This window comes from Vibrio sp. JZG120, assembly GCF_053890955.1.
Genome location: NZ_JBSRRK010000006.1, coordinates 91,292 through 109,923 on the forward strand (window position 1 = coordinate 91,292; position 18,632 = coordinate 109,923).

At 45.0% G+C, this 18,632-nt stretch carries 17 protein-coding genes; 2 read left to right on the forward strand and 15 right to left on the reverse strand.

Going from position 1 to position 18,632, the window contains the following annotated elements; genetic code table 11:
* Positions 1-63 precede the first annotated feature (63 nt).
* The 12 genes from ACWPOD_RS14570 to nrfB form a co-directional block, all read right to left on the reverse strand.
* Positions 64-1,146: a DUF1513 domain-containing protein gene (locus ACWPOD_RS14570; protein WP_456232009.1), complete on the reverse strand. Its 1,083-nt coding sequence runs from the start codon at positions 1,144-1,146 to the stop codon at positions 64-66.
* Positions 1,127-2,164, reverse strand: a complete 1,038-nt coding sequence (locus ACWPOD_RS14575) for an imelysin family protein (RefSeq protein ID WP_456232010.1) — start codon at positions 2,162-2,164, stop codon at positions 1,127-1,129. Before ACWPOD_RS14575 ends, ACWPOD_RS14570 begins: the two co-directional genes overlap by 20 nt.
* A 10-nt stretch (positions 2,165-2,174) precedes the next feature.
* Positions 2,175-3,557, reverse strand: a complete 1,383-nt coding sequence (locus tag ACWPOD_RS14580) for a di-heme oxidoreductase family protein (RefSeq protein WP_456232011.1) — start codon at positions 3,555-3,557, stop codon at positions 2,175-2,177.
* 97 nt (positions 3,558-3,654) lie between these two features.
* A complete protein-coding gene (locus tag ACWPOD_RS14585) occupies positions 3,655-4,917 on the reverse strand; it encodes an imelysin family protein (RefSeq protein WP_258680534.1) in 1,263 nt (420 codons plus the stop codon).
* A gap of 176 nt (positions 4,918-5,093) precedes the next feature.
* Positions 5,094-5,750, reverse strand: coding sequence for a GTP cyclohydrolase II (locus ACWPOD_RS14590; protein ID WP_005394759.1), 657 nt, complete (start codon positions 5,748-5,750; stop codon positions 5,094-5,096).
* Positions 5,751-5,966: 216 nt separating this feature from the next.
* The gene (locus tag ACWPOD_RS14595) at positions 5,967-6,143 is read right to left on the reverse strand and encodes a hypothetical protein (RefSeq protein WP_005394761.1); all 177 of its coding nucleotides are present in this window, start codon (positions 6,141-6,143) and stop codon (positions 5,967-5,969) included.
* Between the two features lie 146 nt (positions 6,144-6,289).
* The gene (nrfF, locus tag ACWPOD_RS14600; protein WP_005394762.1) at positions 6,290-6,700 is read right to left on the reverse strand and encodes a heme lyase NrfEFG subunit NrfF; all 411 of its coding nucleotides are present in this window, start codon (positions 6,698-6,700) and stop codon (positions 6,290-6,292) included.
* Positions 6,687-7,220 (reverse strand): DsbE family thiol:disulfide interchange protein, encoded by a 534-nt coding sequence (locus ACWPOD_RS14605; protein WP_170902998.1) that lies wholly within the window; start codon positions 7,218-7,220, stop codon positions 6,687-6,689. Before ACWPOD_RS14605 ends, nrfF begins: the two co-directional genes overlap by 14 nt.
* Positions 7,198-9,102, reverse strand: a complete 1,905-nt coding sequence (locus ACWPOD_RS14610) for a heme lyase CcmF/NrfE family subunit (protein ID WP_456232012.1) — start codon at positions 9,100-9,102, stop codon at positions 7,198-7,200. Before ACWPOD_RS14610 ends, ACWPOD_RS14605 begins: the two co-directional genes overlap by 23 nt.
* A 9-nt stretch (positions 9,103-9,111) precedes the next feature.
* Complete coding sequence (gene nrfD / locus ACWPOD_RS14615) at positions 9,112-10,083, reverse strand: cytochrome c nitrite reductase subunit NrfD (protein ID WP_005394774.1); 972 nt, start codon at positions 10,081-10,083, stop codon at positions 9,112-9,114.
* Positions 10,080-10,766: a cytochrome c nitrite reductase Fe-S protein gene (gene nrfC / locus ACWPOD_RS14620; RefSeq protein ID WP_012841634.1), complete on the reverse strand. Its 687-nt coding sequence runs from the start codon at positions 10,764-10,766 to the stop codon at positions 10,080-10,082. The genes nrfD and nrfC overlap by 4 nt, the downstream gene beginning before the upstream one ends.
* Before the next feature lies 1 nt (position 10,767).
* Positions 10,768-11,370, reverse strand: coding sequence for a cytochrome c nitrite reductase pentaheme subunit (gene nrfB / locus ACWPOD_RS14625; RefSeq protein ID WP_012841633.1), 603 nt, complete (start codon positions 11,368-11,370; stop codon positions 10,768-10,770).
* Positions 11,371-11,837: 467 nt separating this feature from the next.
* On the opposite strand from nrfB, the gene nrfA reads away from it, so the two are divergent.
* Entirely contained in the window at positions 11,838-13,247 is a 1,410-nt protein-coding gene (gene nrfA, locus ACWPOD_RS14630; protein WP_275658513.1) for an ammonia-forming nitrite reductase cytochrome c552 subunit, read from the forward strand.
* 87 nt (positions 13,248-13,334) lie between these two features.
* Here nrfA and ACWPOD_RS14635 read toward each other — a convergent pair whose 3' ends face one another.
* The 3 genes from ACWPOD_RS14635 to gyrA all read right to left on the reverse strand — a co-directional run bounded on the left by ACWPOD_RS14635 (position 13,335) and on the right by gyrA (position 17,398).
* Positions 13,335-13,889: a hypothetical protein gene (locus tag ACWPOD_RS14635; protein ID WP_440873123.1), complete on the reverse strand. Its 555-nt coding sequence runs from the start codon at positions 13,887-13,889 to the stop codon at positions 13,335-13,337.
* Between the two features lie 41 nt (positions 13,890-13,930).
* Positions 13,931-14,554, reverse strand: coding sequence for a TPR domain-containing protein (locus ACWPOD_RS14640; protein WP_440873124.1), 624 nt, complete (start codon positions 14,552-14,554; stop codon positions 13,931-13,933).
* A gap of 123 nt (positions 14,555-14,677) precedes the next feature.
* Positions 14,678-17,398: a DNA topoisomerase (ATP-hydrolyzing) subunit A gene (gyrA, locus tag ACWPOD_RS14645; protein ID WP_005394780.1), complete on the reverse strand. Its 2,721-nt coding sequence runs from the start codon at positions 17,396-17,398 to the stop codon at positions 14,678-14,680.
* A 474-nt stretch (positions 17,399-17,872) separates the two neighbouring features.
* Here gyrA and ubiG point away from each other — a divergent pair, with 474 nt between their 5' ends.
* Positions 17,873-18,580: a bifunctional 2-polyprenyl-6-hydroxyphenol methylase/3-demethylubiquinol 3-O-methyltransferase UbiG gene (ubiG, locus tag ACWPOD_RS14650; RefSeq protein ID WP_031780424.1), complete on the forward strand. Its 708-nt coding sequence runs from the start codon at positions 17,873-17,875 to the stop codon at positions 18,578-18,580.
* Positions 18,581-18,632 lie beyond the last annotated feature (52 nt).

Below are 18,632 nucleotides of genomic sequence, written 5' to 3' on the forward strand. Positions count from 1 at the left end.
TGCAGGTTTAAAATTAAGAATCTGATGTCGAAATTAACATCAAGTTTCTTTATCTATTTGGGTTCAAACAATCTTTGACCAATGGTTATCCCATTGAACACCACTAACAGAAGCGCTTTTATGTGTTGTTGGCCTTTGCTCAACCACTTTGCCAGCACCAGAGCTGACCCTGAATTCCTTTCCATATGTCACCACTCCCGATGCATCTGGCAAAGCACTTAACTCAACCAACTTCCCTGTAGCTTTGGACCATATCCCATAACAACTGCCCGGAGGAGAAGTCGCAAGGATCCATTCATCCGTCGCCGCGATACTCGCGACATAGTGATTAAATCTCGCCCACTCTTCGGGTTCCGCATGCAAAGATTGCATCACGCCTCCACGAGTGTGCATCGCAAGTAAAGCTGGGTATTCATCCGGCTCTCCACGATATTGCTGACCACACAGTACCGTCTCTGCACCATCATGCGCTAAATGACGGATGCTCAACTTATGATCTGGTAAAGAGACTTGATCCAACAGCTCACCTTCTTGTGAAAGGTAACTCAGGCTTGGTCTCATGCTATCAAGATTGAGCGGTTCACGGCCGTTGGTGTGTACGCCACCGACGCCAATCGCTAATGCGCCATCAGGCATCATGATCACTTCATGAGGACCTAGACCAAACCCCGTTAACTCATCGATCTTTTCATATTGCTTTTGCACATCATAAACACCGATGATCCCACGGCTTGTGCCCCTTTCTCCTTCTGTCGCAAATAGCAACGTGCCGTCACGGGAGTAAACACCATGACCATAGAAATGGCGATCCGGTTTTGCTAGCTGCAGCTTGATCATCTGCTCAGAGCGATAATCAAACACCATGAAGAAAGTTCCTGGTCGACGACCAAAGACCACAGCGTGACCTTGTGGGTTGGTCGCCACACCATGACCACGCTCAGGAATCGGCAACGAAGATAGCGGCATACCATGCTCATCGGCCACTACCGCTGCGTATTTATCTCGGCCGATGATTGAGCAGCCAATCAACGCTGGTTGACGTGAACGTGTTGAAGCACAACCAAATGGCATCATAGGTGCGGCCGCACCAAAGAGTACGGCTTTCAGTAAGGTTCGGCGGGTTTGATCAGTCACCATCGGTTGCATTAAATCCTATAACCACGCCAAGCTCGATCGCCACTTCTTCATGGATCAAGTACTTCAATTGCTCTAGCTTGTTGTATTGAGCGAGTACCATGCGGTAGCCTTCTTTACTTTGTAAAGCCGTGAACAAACTCTTATCTTCAGGCCATGTTTCCAACGCCATTTCAAACTGGTGAACAACACGGTCAGCGAGATCTGCATGGCCTTGCTCTCTTAGTAGCGCATCTAGGCCATTTCCGTTAGCAAAGTACAACGCTTCCATCCCTTGAAGGTTGGCTTTTAAGTTTGAAAGTGAGGTCTCTGAACGCCACGATTCTGAAAAATACGGGCGAGGCTTACCAATCTTCGCTAATGGACGACTCAACTTCTTCATGCTGTAGTCAAGCTGATTAGAGAGCAGCGAAATGTACTCGGATTTCCATTCCGTCATCTCTAACGACTTCCAGGGATTTTGTGCCCAAGAATCTGCGATGATCTGCGCTTTGTTCTCTAGGTTTTCAGCAATTGCAACACCTGTCGCACAGGTATTGCTGTTGCTAGGTAATGTCGACGCTTTATCGTAAAGTAGCCATTCGAGCGCACCTAAACCTTGCACAGTAACACTTTGCGTGGAGATCTTTTCCGCACTCCAAACTTGGTCAGATTTCGTCAGCACAGACATTTTTCGGCCGGTGGTGTTCTTTTTATCTGGCCAAAACTGCACATTCCAACTTTGCTCCAACGCCGTAGCAGGGCCACGCTCTTGACCTTGTAATGCCATCCACGTCAGCATAGTTTGGTGCCATTGCTGTTTTACTTGCGCATCATCTTTCGTCTCTGATGTGCAGTAATCCGCGAAGCTTTGTTCTAGTTCTGTGGTTTGCCCTAAAAATGTCTGCGCTGATTGAAACTCAACTTCGTAGACCGCTTGAGAAATATGACTTGTACTCTCAGGCTTGGCAGAGCTCGAACCGACTGTCGATTGGCAACCAACCAAACTTAACGTTGCGGCAACCGCACTCACTAACAGTGTTTTTTTCATGGTTGGTTCCTTATAAAGAATTCAGAAACGCAATCAATGCATCACGTTCTTTTTTGTTCAGTGCTAGCACGTTTTGTTTCGCCGTTTCCGCTTCACCGCCGTGCCACAATACCGCTTCCATCAGATTACGGGCGCGGCCATCATGCAAGAAGTAAGTATGCCCGTTTACTTCTTCGGTATAACCAATGCCCCATAGGGGTGCCGTTCGCCATTCACGGCCGTTTGCTAAGTACTCAGGACGGTTATCGGCTAAACCTTCACCCATGTCGTGCAGAAGCATGTCTGTATATGGATGGATTAACTGCTCAGAAAGCGCTGGCAATTCTGTTCGCTTAGCGGTTTTTACGCTGGTTTTATGACAGCTTTCACAGCCAGATGCAGCAAAGATTTTCTGACCGAGTTTCACGCTAGGATCGTTCGAATTTCGGCGAATAGGTACGGCTAAGTGCTGGCTGTAAAACTCAACGAAGTCGAGAATATTTTCACTCACTTCTGGTTTGCCGCCATTTGGCATGTCGTCACAAATACTTTGTTTCGAGGTACAGTTTTCATTGGGGAATAAATGGCTCGTCAGACCCACATCACCATTGAATGCTGCTGCATTTTGCTGCATTAACGTCGGTTGTCCGGCTTTCCAGCCAAAACGACCAATTGAGAAGTCGTCCTTCTCAATCTCCCAAACCTTGTTTACTTTGCCTGAGATGCCATCTTTGTTGGCATCTTGTTCATCAACCCAAGCCAGTAGCGTTTCGTCAGGAATACTCTCTAACAAACCAAGGCCGATCATTGGCGGTGCCACACGTGCTGAGAACTCGGTATCTGGGTGCATATCGCCATAACCCAGCTCGGTAATGTTCAAATGGGGTTTTCTTAGTGTCACCGTCGTACCGTCTTTAAACTTCACTGGGACATCGGTGTAAGTAATTTCGATTTTGCCTTCTGGCGTTTGATCTTGCAGGGCGAAATCTTGAAGCTGGCCACCATAAGTCGGCTCAGGTATGCCACCGTCTTTGATGTAGGCTTTCTTTTGTTCTGGCGTCATCGCAGGAATGCTCAAGCGCACTAACATAGACACGGCATGTAAATCATCTTTCTCTGGCGGATGACCACGGCCATCTTTGATGTGACAGTTCTGACAACCATTGGTATTAAAAAGCGGGCCTAGGCCATCACGAGCGTCCGTTGATGCTGGCGCTTGTACCCAAGGGTTGCGGAAAAAACTATTGCCCACGCTAAAATCAAGACGTTTACTCATAGGAAGGTTCGCGGCAGGAAGAGAATACGCGTTGGCGCCTTCTTTTTTGACGCTCGTTTGTCCACCAGATTTCACATCATACGCGATAGCAGTAGAAGAAAAGATCACGGCCAAGGCCGAAATTAAGTAAGGCTTCATATCATTGCTCTAAAACACAACAAGAGGGGTGGGATAACAGCGAGTTAAAACGGTAAAGGGCTCAAACGAGCCCTTTCAATTATTTTTTGTACTTTGATTAAAACTCGTGGTCTGCTGTATCAGGGCTTAGGCTATCAATGCCAATGATACCCGCAGCACGTTCAATTGAACCGGTTTGAGCAACCAATGACATGATGGTGTCATTCACTAACGTGTTGCCTTGTGCATTACCCGCTGCAATTAACTGGTCGAAGTGTTGGTTGTTCTTCTCCGCAGACGTAACCAATTTACCAACTTGATTACGCGTAACATCAAACTGCTTCTGGATCTCTTTAGCTGCTTGTTTGTCTTTTTGAGCCACTAGGTCAGCAATACTCGGACCAGAAAGCAATGTGCCGTCTTCACGCTTGTAAAGACCTGTGTAAACGTTATAGATGCCCTGCTCGTTGTAGTAATGAGAGTTGTGCGTATTGTCTGAGAAACAATCGTGCTCATCTTCTGTCGAGTTTGCTTCCAACGCCACCTTCATGCGCTCACCAGCAAGCTCACCTAAAGACAATGACCCCATACCGAACAACATTTTACGTAGGCCATTATCCGCAGAATCATTAAGAAGCGTTTCACGGTAGTTGCCTTTCACTTCCGCAGACCACTGTTTTTCCATCCACTCAAGATCTTGAACCAGTAGATCGGCTGCCGCTTTTAGGTACTCACCACGACGGTCACAGTGACCATTCGTACACTCAGGACCGACAACGAAGTCTGTGTAAGCGCGCTGACCTGCGCCTGCGTTTGTGCCGTTTAGGTCTTGACCCCAAAGTAAGAATTCAATCGCGTGGTAACCTGACGCAACGTTTGCCTCAGAACCACCTACTTCGTTGAGATCCGCTAGCAATTCTGGAGTAATGTTTGCAACGTCTAGTTTAGAAGCACCAATCTGTAAACTGGTGTTTGCGATGATGTTTGCAGCTGCGCCTTCGTTACCGAGTTCATATTGGTAATCTGTCGCCACGTAGTCAATTAGGCCTTCATCAAGTGGCCAGGCATTTAACTGCCCTTCCCAGTCATCAACAATCGCGTTACCAAAACGGAATACTTCAGATTGTTGGTACGGAACGCGAGAGTCTAGCCACGCTTGTTTTACTTCTTCAAGCTTATCCGCTGATGGCGATTTTAGAAATTCGTCGATTTTTACGTCGAGCGTTTTCGCCGTTGTCACTGAGTCAGCAAAGACTGCATGTGCAACGTCTGCATAATGTTCAACGACTTGTTGTTTCGTTACTTGGGCAGCAACGGTAGAACCACTGGCAATGAGGAGTGATGCAGCAATAGATTGGACTAAAACTGTTTTTGCATTCATCTGAAGCATCCTTGTTGAGCAATTTATTTGTTTTATTCGTAGTGCTAATTATTCTTATTTGCACTATTAGTCACGAGATAATACAAATTTACAATTTATTTTCAACTCTAGATACAAAAAAAGCCTCATCATTGTGAGGCTTTTAACATGCAAAACTGATAATTTAATAAATAAAATCAGAATTTTAGATTGTGCTTACCATGAGAAACTTTTGCTTTTAGGTAGCTTTCATTACCATCTTTAATATGTGCAGAGGTATTGACAACCTCAACAATCTCGATGCCGTATTCTGCTAATTCACGGATTTTCTTAGGGTTGTTGGTCACAAGGCGAATTTTACTTACACCTAATGCTTCGAGCATTTGCGCTGCTTCAGTGAAATCACGCAGGTCATCGTCAAAACCCAAATGGTTGTTTGCTTCATAGGTGTTCATACCTTGGCTTTGCAAACGGTACGCATCAATTTTGTTGTATAGACCAATACCACGACCTTCCTGACGTAGGTATAAAATAATACCGCCAGATTCGCCCATGCGTTGAATGGTTTCTTCTAATTGCTCACCGCAATCACAACGGGATGAGTGAAAAACATCACCAGTAAGACATTCTGAATGCATACGCACCAAAGGCGTTTCTTGCGTTTGATCCGCTTGCCTAAAGATAACTGCCACATGCTCTTTATCTGTCTTCAGGCCACGAAAAGACAGGATTTCAGCATCGATATTACTTTTAGCCCCGACTTTAAAATCTACTCTGGCACGTACTTCCGCCATATCTATACTCACTCGATTTATTGCTTGATGCGCTTGATGCGTTTTCGTTATTGCATTCATGGGATTCACTCATTGCTCTTCAACTATGGGGATTGATACCACATTTTTCAATATAGAGATCACAATTGAGAGCAGTTATCCCCTAAAGACAGCCAAAGAGAACAACTCCCCGCGCTGACGAATTGTTATAGTATAACAATTTTGAAAAACTACAATAAAAAACCCCAGACAAATTTTGTCTGGGGTTGATAATGAGTTGCATGTAGGGGTGATGATTTAATGTGTTTGGCTACGTTTCCAAACCGTAAGCTCTATCCATACCGCTTCGAGTTCTTGAATTTCTTCTTCGGTTAATACGGCGAGAGACGATGTAACTTGAGGCAGTTTCGAGGTTTGCAATGCACGAATCTGCGAATAAAAGTCTTTTTTTAACTGTAATATAACTGAATCCACTGCGTGCACCTACTTAGTTCTTTTATTACTTCTCCAGCTCAAATCGTTGATTTTCTTTATACTGGAATCTTCATAAATTCGGAAAAATGATAACATTCTGTTTGTTATCTGCACGATTTATTTCCCATAGTGGAATAGTGGTCACATTATTGACGCTTTATCATTTTGATCGAAAATAGGATAAAAAAGATCAAAAGTAATAGAGGAAAGATCCACAACGCCGCTGTCGAATAATTAAATGGTGGCTGATACAAAACGATATTCCCATATCTCTGAACCAAATAATCTTTTACCTCTTGATCCGTACTTCCTTCGTTTACCATCGAGTACACTTTCAATCTTAAATCTTTAGCGGCTTGTGCATTAGATTCAACAAGGTTTTGGTTTTGACATTGTGGGCATCGCAAAGCCTTGGCTAATGCATTTGCTCTTTGTTGCAGTTCAACGGAATGAAATTCAAACAGATCAACATGCTGCGTAATTTGCTCTGCTTTGACCCAAGAAGAACACAAAGAAAACAAAACAATAATGAAGTAAGCATATTTAAAGTGAGACATTAAAATACCCCGAAAATAACGAGTTCCATTTGTCTATTGTTAACTTACCTCTATATTTGATCAAAACATTGCCATTTTGATCAATTAAGTAAGTTTCAGGTGTTCCTATTACACCAAGTTCAACCGCCAGTTGCCCATTAGGATCGGATATAACTTCGGTATATGGATTGTGTGAAGAGCTCAAATAGCGTTTAGCCGCGCTCTCTTTATCTCGATAGTTAAGACCAACGATGGGCACACCTTGTCGAGCTAAGTTGAGCAAATCATCATGTTCTTGTTTACAAACCCCACACCAAGACGCCCAAACATTCAATAGCACATAACCTTGATTTTCTAGTACTGCATCGGTGATTCGATTGCCTGAAATAAGTGAGTAAGCGGTAAAATCCGGGATAGATAACACACGATTTTGTTGTATCTCCACGTTTGGTCTATCGGATAATGCCATTGTCGCGGTGACAACAAAAATCGCAACTAACAATATGAGAACGATCAGTTTAAGCGTATTTTTCGATCTCATTACCTTTTCCCCTTCGATTCGTCATACTCCCCAAAGCACTTATTACGATTAAAGCGCCACCAAACCATATCCACCAAATACCCGCCCGATATTGCACTTTAATTGCGTAGGCGCTGTTGTCGAGCTTGTCACCCAAAGTGATGTAGTAGTCTCCATGCCATAGTGATCGAATAGCGGGCTCGGTCATATTCATCACGCGCACAGGGTAATGCCGTTTCTCGGGTTGAAAGTTCAGCGCCTTACCGCTCTCCAAATAAAGATCAACACTCCCCTGTTCTGCGGTGTAGTTCGGCCCAACTAACCATTCAATCCCGTGGTAATCAACGGTGATACCCGCTTTTTGATACGAGCTACCAGGCCCTGCCCGTAAGTTGTATTCATACGAATAGTCACTATTAAATACTGCCCCGCTTGCAGCCAACGCAAAGCCAACATGAGCAAGAAACATAGGCATTAATTTGCTCTTGTTTTCTGCACAAAACAGCAATAGCACATGAGAAACCACTACCCACGTCGCTAATACCAGAGTAATCAAAGTCGTTATATGAAGCTCTTTTGTAGTAAAAACGAAAATAGTGCTAACCGCAATAACATGAATACCGACAAACCCAATGGTTTTAACGGCATGAGGATTGGCTCCTTTCGTCCACTTCAACACGGGCATAAAGGCGAGAAAGGTCAGAGCAAGTAATGTAAGGGGAAAAACGAGGCTATTAAAGTAAGGTGCCCCAACGGATATATTACCCAGGCCAAGCAGTTGATAAAGCATTGGGTAAAAGGTACCGAGGAAAACAATCGCCATACAAACAACGAGAAGCCCAATAGCGATGTATACCATGTAGGCACGACTTATTAACGAATCGAGCGTAAAACGAGGAATATGTAACCCTCGCATAATGAGCACACCAAAGGTGACAATCACCAAAACGCTGAGAACAGCAAGAAGTACTACACCTTTGGTTGGATCAACCGCAAACGCGTGTACTGAGGTTAATACACCCGACCTCACCACAAATGTGCCGAGAATACTCAAACTGAACGTAGCAAAACCCAATGCGTAGGTGCTCCAAATTGCTCCTTTATTACGCTTCGACAACACACCGCTATGCAGTAGTGCGGTACCCATTAACCAAGGCAGCAAAGACGCGTTTTCTACCGGGTCCCAAAACCACCACCCGCCCCAACCTAACTCATTGTATGCCCACCAAGAACCGATCAAAATTCCAATTGTTAGCGTACCCCAAGCAAAGAAAGCGGCACTACGGGCAACACCATACCATTCATTTATAGGTCGTTTCGCTAATAACGCAGCTAAAGCGAATGCCAGTATCGCGGCATAACCAACGTAACCCAAATACAACAGCGGTGGATGAATAATAAGCCCGATATCTTGCAACATCGGATTGAGATCTCGTCCCTCCAACGCTAGTGTCTGAGCATACTCAAAAGGATTGGACGTGGTGAGGGTAAACCAAGCGAAAATAGCAATAAGTAAGTTCATGATACCCAAGCAATCGCCTGTATATTGAGTGCAAACTGGCGACTTGATAGCAATAAAAGACGCCCATAAGCTCAACGTAACCACCCAAAACAACATAGACCCTTGATGGCCGCCCCAAGCAGCTGCAATCTTAAACGCGATAGGTAACTGGCTGTTCGAGTGTGTAACCACATACTCAAGCGCAAAATTATCCTGAATAAAACAGACTATCAAAAGCGCCAAACAAACTAAGGAGGCTAAGCTGATAATATGAGACGTTGCGGTTTGGTGTGGCAACACTCCCTTCTTCCGCAGCGTAAAGCAAACCCAATGCAGCAGCGTCGCACATGTCGATGCGACAGCCACCAATATCAACAAAAAGAAACCGAGCTCAGCCTCCATTTTGCCTCCTTACACGATGGTCATTTGACCGGCATAGAGAATGAAAGTACGCAGCATGAGTACGCCAACCAAACTCAACGTTGTGACCGCAAAAACGTAACTTCCCCTATGACGAACTTCAGAAGGCGTCAACCAATTAAGAGTCAAAGGCGTTATCATGCCGATGAGCACCACCCCAACCCAGAACCACTGAGCCCAGAACCCACTCGAAATGGCATTCCAAGCCGCGGCTTCATTTTGCCCGCCACTAAAGATAAGCCCAGTAAAGAATGTCACTAAGACAAACAGCTCAAACAATACTACTGGGCGTTCAAATCCGTGTACCCAAGACACACTTGGGCTGCTGGTCGACTCTTCAAACACCAAGATGCCGAACATCAAACATGCTGCTGCGCCAGATGACAAACTAGAGAATAGGAATAAGATTGGCAGTACTGGATTGTTTAGCATTGGGTAAGTCTTCAATGCAGACAATAAAAAGCCGGTGTATGCCGCAAGCACGATGGCTAAGAAGCCCAAGAATAATTCAATTGCGTTGTTGGCTTTCCCTGCTTTAATCAAGATGCCATCGGCAAAATCCAATAATTTACTCGGCAACTTTCCTTCGCAGAAGCTGATGATTTGATGACGGAAGATAACGCCGATCCAAACAAACAGCACTAGCATGTACACTTGGAACAAGACAACGCCCATCGACATCACGGAAGTCGGGTTGTAGTAAATCATGATCTTCCAAAACTCAAGCGGTTTAGTTAAGTGGAAAATCAAAATCACTAAGCCAGAAATAATGCCAAATGGCGCTAGCCAAGCCATTGCTTTTATAATGCCATTGTTTGCGGGATCACCTTCAATCACTTTGCGTTTTAAATATATAGAAATCATCACCGCACCTGCTGACATCCCAGCGAGGAATAAGTAAATCGCAATAATCCAATCCCAGACTAACGAGTCAAAGTGGAATGCACTTTCGAAGCCGTTCATGATGACACCTCCCCTTTACTATGCGGAATTTTGTACAGTTTAGGCTGCGTACCTAAATGCGATTTATCGCGATAGACAACATGGCTTTCGATAGCTTTGCTCACCTCGCTAGCTGGGTCATTTAAATCACCAAAGATGAGTGCTTTTGTTGGGCAAGATTCCACGCAAGCTGGCTGCTTACCTTGCGCCAGGTTGGTATCGCGGCAGAAGTTGCATTTATCCGCAGAGTGATCGACTGGATTAAAGAAGCGCACTTGGTAAGGACAAGCAGCAAGGCAATAACCACATCCGACACATTTCTCTTTGTGTACATCCACAATGCCCGTCGCTTCATCTTTGTATGCTGCGCCTGTTGGGCACACATAGACACATGGTGGATTATCACAGTGCTGACAGGATTCGCGAGTAAACTGGTATTCCACATCTGGGAATTCGCCAATCGGTTCACTGCGATGAATTTTAAGTCGCGTCACGCCTTCAGGGACTTTATTTACTTCGCGACAAGCATCGGTACAAGCGGTACAGCCAATGCAGGCATTTTCATCATGAACCATACCCATGCGCTTCGCTTGTTCACTGTTGCTGGCATAAAGAGAGGAGCTAACAACGGAAGTGCCCGCAACGCCTGTAGTTAAAATCAACGCACCGCTGCTAGCTAAAAAGTTTCTTCTCGAACATTTCATGCTATCTCTCCTCTTCTTTGGCAAGTTCAGGTTCGACGGCAAATTCAGAGTGACAATCCACACACTGCTTAATCAGCTGTTTTCTGTCATAAGACAAAGCTTTGGTTTTCGCTGCGTGTACATCGTGGCAATTTGAACAAGTGAGATTCTTGGCGTGCACATCGTGCGTCCAATGCTTTTCTCTTAACTTAAGTGGCGCGTGACAATCCACACACTGGCTATTAGCTTTGAGAATCAAGCTTGGGTCAAGGGACACTTTGTCGTGCACCGCTTTCGATTGCGCAGCAGAAAACTTAATCACATCGGGTGCACCTTCACGGTGATCAGGGCCGATGTTGCTGTGACAGTTAGTGCAATTGAGCTGCTTACCTTGACTCAATAACGCTTGCGAATCATGCGATAGATTCAGAGTATCTTTAGCATCCTTATGACATTGAAGACATTTATAGTCTCGGTCACGGATCAACTCGACTTGATGACGCTCAGCTTGAGCACCTTCAACTGGCTCTGAAGAAGTCGCATGGGCGGCGGTGAAAAAACCATAGATGGCAAAGATGAAGAGAAATTTCAGCATTGTCTCTATGGTCAATTTTATATTGCCCATATTTTTCTTTCCTTAGCTCGATAATAATTGATAACTCTTATCAACTATTATTTGAGCAACAATTAATTTCCTCTGAAGATATTTTTACACCTTCAAATGACATCAATTCTTATTTTGGAAAGCCACAACGCTAAACCTGTATTTATAATACCTCTATAATTCCTAAGAGGTAGAATCACATGTTCAAAAAGCGACCTTAATCACCTTATTTTTAGAATGGTTATACCCATAACACGCTGTGATTAAAGGGGATTACAACATACCACTTTAGGGGTATATGAACTTAAACATGATTAAGATCACTAGCATAAATTGATCTAAAACAAGGCCAATTTCGGTCACTATTTCATCTATTCAATTCACTATTAATATTAACGATAGATCTCCGATTCTTATTTGGAATAGCTCCTCACAACGCTGCTAATAAAAACGAATATGGAGATAACACCGTGAGCATAAAACACTGGATGAGCGCACCTATCGCGGTTGCGACCTTATTCGCCAGCCAATTATTTTTGGTTGGTGCTCCTTTGGCGGCAGAGGATACTGGTCTCATAGAGCCTCGCAATGATACCTTTGAACAAAACCATCCTGACCAATATCACTCTTGGAAAGCCACATCGGAAAGCGAGCATATTGAAGATGCCTTAAGTGAAGACCCAAACATGGTGATCTTGTGGGCTGGTTATGGTTTTGCTAAAGACTACAACAAAGCGCGCGGTCACTTTTACGCGCTTGATGATGTGAGGCAAACCCTCAGAACTGGCGCACCAGTAGACGAAAACTCCGGGCCAATGCCGATGGCTTGTTGGAGTTGTAAAAGCCCAGATGTCGCCCGCGTAATTGAAGAGCGCGGTGAAGACGGCTATTTTGAAGGTAAATGGGCGCGCTTGGGCTCAGAAATCGTCAACCCTATCGGTTGTTCCGACTGCCACAATACGGGTTCTGAAGCCTTCAAGAAGGGCGAACCCGCACTGGCACTGACTCGCCCATACGTCGAGCGTGCTTTTGACACCATCGGCAAAAATTTTGACCAACAATCTCGCTTAGATAAACAAGCGTCAGTCTGCGCTCAATGTCATGTCGAGTACTACTTCACAGGTCCGACTAAAGCAGTCAAATTCCCGTGGGACATGGGGACCAACGTCGCTGATATGGAGAAATACTACGACGCGTTGAACTTTAAAGATTGGACGCACGCCGTTTCAAAAGCACCAATGCTCAAGGCACAACACCCAGGTTTCGAAACTTGGAGAGCGGGTATTCATGGCAAAAACAAAGTGGTGTGTGTGGACTGTCACATGCCTAAAGTAACCAAAGAAGACGGTACGGTATACACCGACCACAAAGTGGGTAACCCGTTTGATCGTTTTGAAGACACCTGTGCGCAATGCCATACTCAAACCAAAGAGCAGCTACAAGGCATCGTTTCGACTCGCAAAGCGCAAGTACTAAACATGAAGCTAACCGCCGAGAAGCAAATCGTAGCGGCGCACTTTGAAGCAGGTGCAGCATGGGAAGCAGGAGCAACAGAAGAAGAGATGCAACCTATCCTACAAGATATTCGCCATGCACAATGGCGTTGGGACTACGCGATTGCTTCTCACGGTGTTCACATGCATGCTCCTGAGGTAGCACTTGAAGTACTCGGTACCGCAGTTGATCGCGCTGCTGACGCTCGTACTAAGTTGGTTCGTTTATTAGCAACAAAAGGCATTACTGACCCTGTTCAAATTCCAGATATCTCGACCAAAGCAAAAGCGCAACAAGCACTAGGTATGGATATGGAAAAGATGAACGCAGATAAGAAGCACTTCTTAGAAACGGTGGCACCAGAATGGGATAAAGCAGCTGCTGAGCGCGAAGCAACGTACTGATCAGTATCGATTACACTAGGTTAAATGGATAAAACGAAGGGCGAACGTTGCGCCCTTTTTGTTTGATAGAAGGCAAAGGAAAACAGATTAGCGACGAGGAAGTCTCGGCCTAGGCTGAATATGTGGACGTGTTTTAGGCACCTGCACATTTGGACGAGCAACTGGACGCTGGATCTTCGTTTCCGGCAATGCTTTTCTTTGTTGAACCTTTTCTTTCACCGCTTTATCTTGTAAAGCCATAGGCTCGATGCGCTCGTGGCGGTTCTCCCACTTGGTTTGAATCTCCTGCTTTTGCTCGTCAGGCAGCGATTGCCAATGATCGTCAAGCTGTCGCTTCATGTTATCGATATTGGCGGACATGTCATCGTCTTTCCAATCTTCGACTTTGTCTTTGATGGATTGCTGTTGCTCTTCATCCAAGCCATTCCACCACTCTTCTAGTTTCTCTTTGTATTCATCGTCGTTGTCGCAACAACCCGGATAGTAATAAATCCAGTAGTCGTCATGATCGTACCACCAAGGGTCGTAATAACCGGAAGAGTAATAAACCGTAGATGAAGTGCCAGAATGTTCGGAAGAGCTACAACCCACTAACACGGAGCCGCACAGCACCACCAATATTCCGAACGCTTTATTCTTCATTCGTCCCCCACCTTTCTTCTACTACTTATTAGAGTCTACGCCTACAACAGCTCTTTCGCTTTATTGATCGAGTTAATAATTTGTACTCGATCCAAGCTTGGATCGTTCGAGTCGAGCAATAGCACCCAAGTATCAATGGCTTCCTGAAAGCGGAATGACAAAAAATGATCATTGGCGATCAAAGACAAAGCCGCTTCATTATGCGGTTCTATCTGCAAAGCTTGTTCTAGAAGCAAACTGACTTCTTGCGTCATTGATTGCTGGTGAATGTAGTATAAGGTCGTCGCTTTCGCAGCAAGTTGCGTGGCACCGACTGGCTCAGTCAGTTGGATGGCGTAATCAAAACAAATCAGCGCGCCATCCATTTCTCCCTCTAGCAGGTATCCCTGCCCTAACTGAAACCACAATTCAGCATTGTTTGGGTCTTCACGCAATTGGTCTTGAATTTCCTGCATGATATCGCGAGCAGTCATCATTCGAGAGACTTCAGCTTGAATAGGTTGTGGAGGAGATTGACGCAACAATAAGAAGCTAGCGCTGGTTAACACTAGTACCAAAGCACAAAAACCGAACCATTGTGCCGCTCTTACTCTTGAAGCGCTGAGCGATAATACGACGACGAATAATCCCATCAAAGTGATGGCAATGAAAAACCAAACAGACATAACGCGCTCCCTAGACAAACTGAGTATTAGTGTACTGGTTTAATGCTTGTATTGCGTTGATAGAGGTACAAAAAAGCCGAGCAACTGAGGCTCGGCTTTTTACATTAGAATAGTGACGAAAGATTACTCTTCGTTACCTTCCTCTGCATCATCAGCGGCTGGTGCTTCTGGAGTATCTTGCTGCGTATTTTCGTCTGTTGACTCTAACGCTTCTGCTTCTTCACCAGCAGGCAGCTCTTCGTCATCAACTTCTTCAATACGTTGCAAACCAACAACAGATTCGTCTTCCGCAGTACGGATAAGCGTTACACCTTGCGTGTTACGACCAACCTGGCTAACTTCACCCACACGAGTACGTACTAGTGTACCAGCGTCGGTGATCATCATCATTTCATCACCTTCAACAACCTGGATAGCACCAACTACCGGGCCGTTTCGCTCAGAAACTTTGATAGAAACGACACCTTGAGTGCCTCGACCTTTTGTCGGGTACTCGCTCAGCGCTGTACGTTTACCATAACCGTTTTCTGTAACCGTTAGGATGTCGCCTTCGTGCGAAGGAACGATAAGTGATACAACTTGGTCATTTTCAGCCAGTTTCATACCACGAACACCAGAGGCAGTACGACCCATAGGACGAACACCTTTAAACTTGATCTCTGGCTGACCATTCTCATCAAGAACTGGCTTACCATTTTCGTCAAGTACTGGAATTTCTTCTGCTTCTTTAAAGCGAACCACTTTACCCGCTTTAGAGAACAGCATGATTTCGTTTTCGCCGTTAGTGATATCCACACCGATTAACGAATCGTCTTCACGTAGGTTTACCGCAATCAGACCATTTGAACGAACATTTGCAAATTGGTTCAACGGCGTTTTCTTAACCGTACCGTCACCTGTTGCCATGAAGATGAATTTGTCTTCAGAGAATTCATCAACACGCAGAATCGCAGTAATACGCTCACCTTCTTCTAGTGGAAGGATGTTCACAATTGGCTTACCACGAGCAGTGCGGCTCGCTAGAGGCAATTGGTAAACTTTCAGACGGTATGTTTTACCGCGAGTAGAGAAACACAAGATGTTATCGTGGGTATTCGCCACTAGAAGACGCTCGATATGGTCTTCATCTTTCATCTTGGTCGCACTCTTACCTTTACCACCACGGCGCTGTGACTCGTAGTCGCTCAGTACTTGGTACTTAACGTAACCACCGTGCGATAGAGTAACCACAACGTCTTCACGTGCGATCAGCTCTTCCATGTCGATATCATGGCTCGCAGCTGTAATTTCTGTACGACGAGCATCACCAAAGCCGTCACGAACCGCTTCAAGTTCTTCGCGGATCACTTCCATCAAACGCTCAGTGCTTGCAAGGATATGCATGAGTTCAGCGATTTCTTCTAGAAGTGTTTTGTATTCGCCAAGAATCTTCTCGTGTTCTAGACCTGTTAGTTTATGTAAACGTAGATCTAGAATTGCTTGTGCTTGTTGCTCTGTCAGGAAGTACTGACCATCGCGGATGCCGTATTGAGGTTCTAGCCATTCAGGGCGCGCAGCATCTGTACCAGCACGCTCTAGCATTGCTGAAACGTTGCCTAAATCCCAACCACGAGCGATAAGGCCCGCTTTTGCTTCAGCCGGTGTTGGCGCCTTACGGATAAGCTCAATGATTTCATCAATGTTGGCAAGCGCTAGCGCTAAACCTTCAAGGATGTGGGCACGTTCACGCGCTTTACGTAGTTCGAAAATAGTACGACGAGTCACAACTTCACGACGGTGATCAACGAAGCACTTCAACATATCTTTCAGGTTGAATAGCTGTGGTTGGCCATTGTTTAGGGCCACCATGTTGATACCGAAAGTGGTTTGCAACTGAGTCTGAGCGTATAGGTTGTTTAGAACAACTTCGCCCACAGCGTCGCGCTTACATTCAATAACAATACGCATACCGTCTTTATCTGACTCGTCGCGTAGTGCACTGATGCCTTCAACTTTCTTATCTTTAACTAGCTCAGCGATCTTTTCGATCAAGCGAGCTTTGTTTACCTGGTATGGGATCTCAGTGACGATGATGGTTTCTTTACCATTCTTCTCCACTTCGATGTCCGCTTTCGAACGCATGTAGATTTTGCCGCGACCTGTTTTGTACGCGTCTACAATGCCTTTACGACCACTGATCAGCGCCGCCGTTGGGAAATCAGGACCAGGAATGTAATCCATTAGTTCATCAATAGTGATTTCTTCATTATTGATGTATGCAAGACAGCCATCGATCACTTCGCCAAGGTTATGAGGCGGGATGTTGGTTGCCATACCTACTGCGATACCAGAAGCACCGTTAACCAATAGGTTTGGAATTTTAGTTGGAAGAACCGCTGGGATCTGCTCAGTACCGTCGTAGTTTGGTACGTAGTCTACGGTCTCTTTGTCTAGGTCAGCCAATAGTTCATGGGCAATTTTTGCCATTCGAACTTCGGTGTAACGCATTGCCGCAGCAGAGTCGCCATCGATAGAGCCAAAGTTACCTTGACCATCGACCAGCATGTAACGAAGCGAGAACGGTTGAGCCATACGTACGATTGTGTCGTACACAGCACTATCACCGTGTGGGTGATATTTACCGATTACGTCGCCGACAACACGGGCTGATTTTTTATATGGTTTGTTCCAATCGTTGCCTAGTACGTTCATCGCGAATAAAACGCGGCGGTGTACTGGTTTTAGGCCATCACGCACATCTGGAAGAGCACGACCCACGATGACTGACATCGCATAGTCTAGATATGAACCTCTAAGCTCATCTTCAATGTTTACGGGCGTGATCTCTTTAGCTAAATCGCTCATAGAGCCATTATCCCTCTATTATCTGATCGTAATTACGATACGTGTAAGGTGCAAAAATATAACACACAATTCATCACTTCGGCATCACTTTCCCTCTCCTTTTATCAGGTTGTGAGCTTGGTTATGAATCAAATGTCGAGAATTTGCACACTCATCCCATATCTTTCTGATTAGTGGTTATATTTCGGTCAATATTGAGCAAAATCGGACTCTTTACGCGGAAAAGCGAGGTAAATTCCTTTAACCACACAACGCGAAAATGCAGGTTTTAGAGTATTGTCACTGGCACTAGTTCAAGGATGAACCAAAAACAATAGCTAGCGCTTTCAAAATTACAGGAACCTGTCGCGTTTGCCGCGCCAGTGAACTCTGTCATTGTCCCTTCACTAAGCACATCGAGGTTGTTTGGGGATAAAACGTTGGAGTATACTGGCGCCCTCTAAAGGACTCAGATTGAATGCAATAAAACCAATTATGACTAAAGCACAAAACGTCGACCCAAGTGAAATTAAGAAATTCGAGGACATGGCTTCTCGATGGTGGGATTTAGAAGGCGAGTTTAAGCCACTTCATCAAATTAACCCCCTTCGTTTGAACTATGTACTTGAAAAAGCAAATGGCTTGTTTGGCAAGCGTGCACTTGATGTCGGCTGTGGTGGTGGCATTCTTGCTGAAAGCATGGCGAAAGAAGGCGCTATTGTTACTGGACTTGATATGGGCAAAGAACCTTTAGAAGTCGCACGACTACATGCATTAGAAACAGGTACTCAACTGACCTACATTCAGAGCACAATAGAAGACCACGCTATAGAAAACGCAGGGACTTACGATGTCGTGACTTGTATGGAGATGCTTGAACACGTTCCAGATCCTCTCTCCGTTATCCGCTCTTGTGCTGCCCTAGTAAAACCTGGTGGTCACGTGTTTTTCTCAACCTTGAACCGAAACATCAAGTCATACTTGTTTGCTATTGTCGGTGCAGAGAAGCTTCTTAAGATTGTTCCTGAGGGGACTCACGAGCACGAGAAGTTTATCAAGCCTGCCGAAATGATGAAGATGATAGACCAAACAGACCTAACGGAAATGGGCATTACGGGCCTGCATTACAACCCTCTTAATGACAGTTACAAACTCGGCCGTAATGTAGATGTAAACTACATCGTTCATACTAAAAAATACTGAACGCCGTTATGTTAAAAAATGCGTTTTGTGATTGACATTTTTTGTAGAAAAT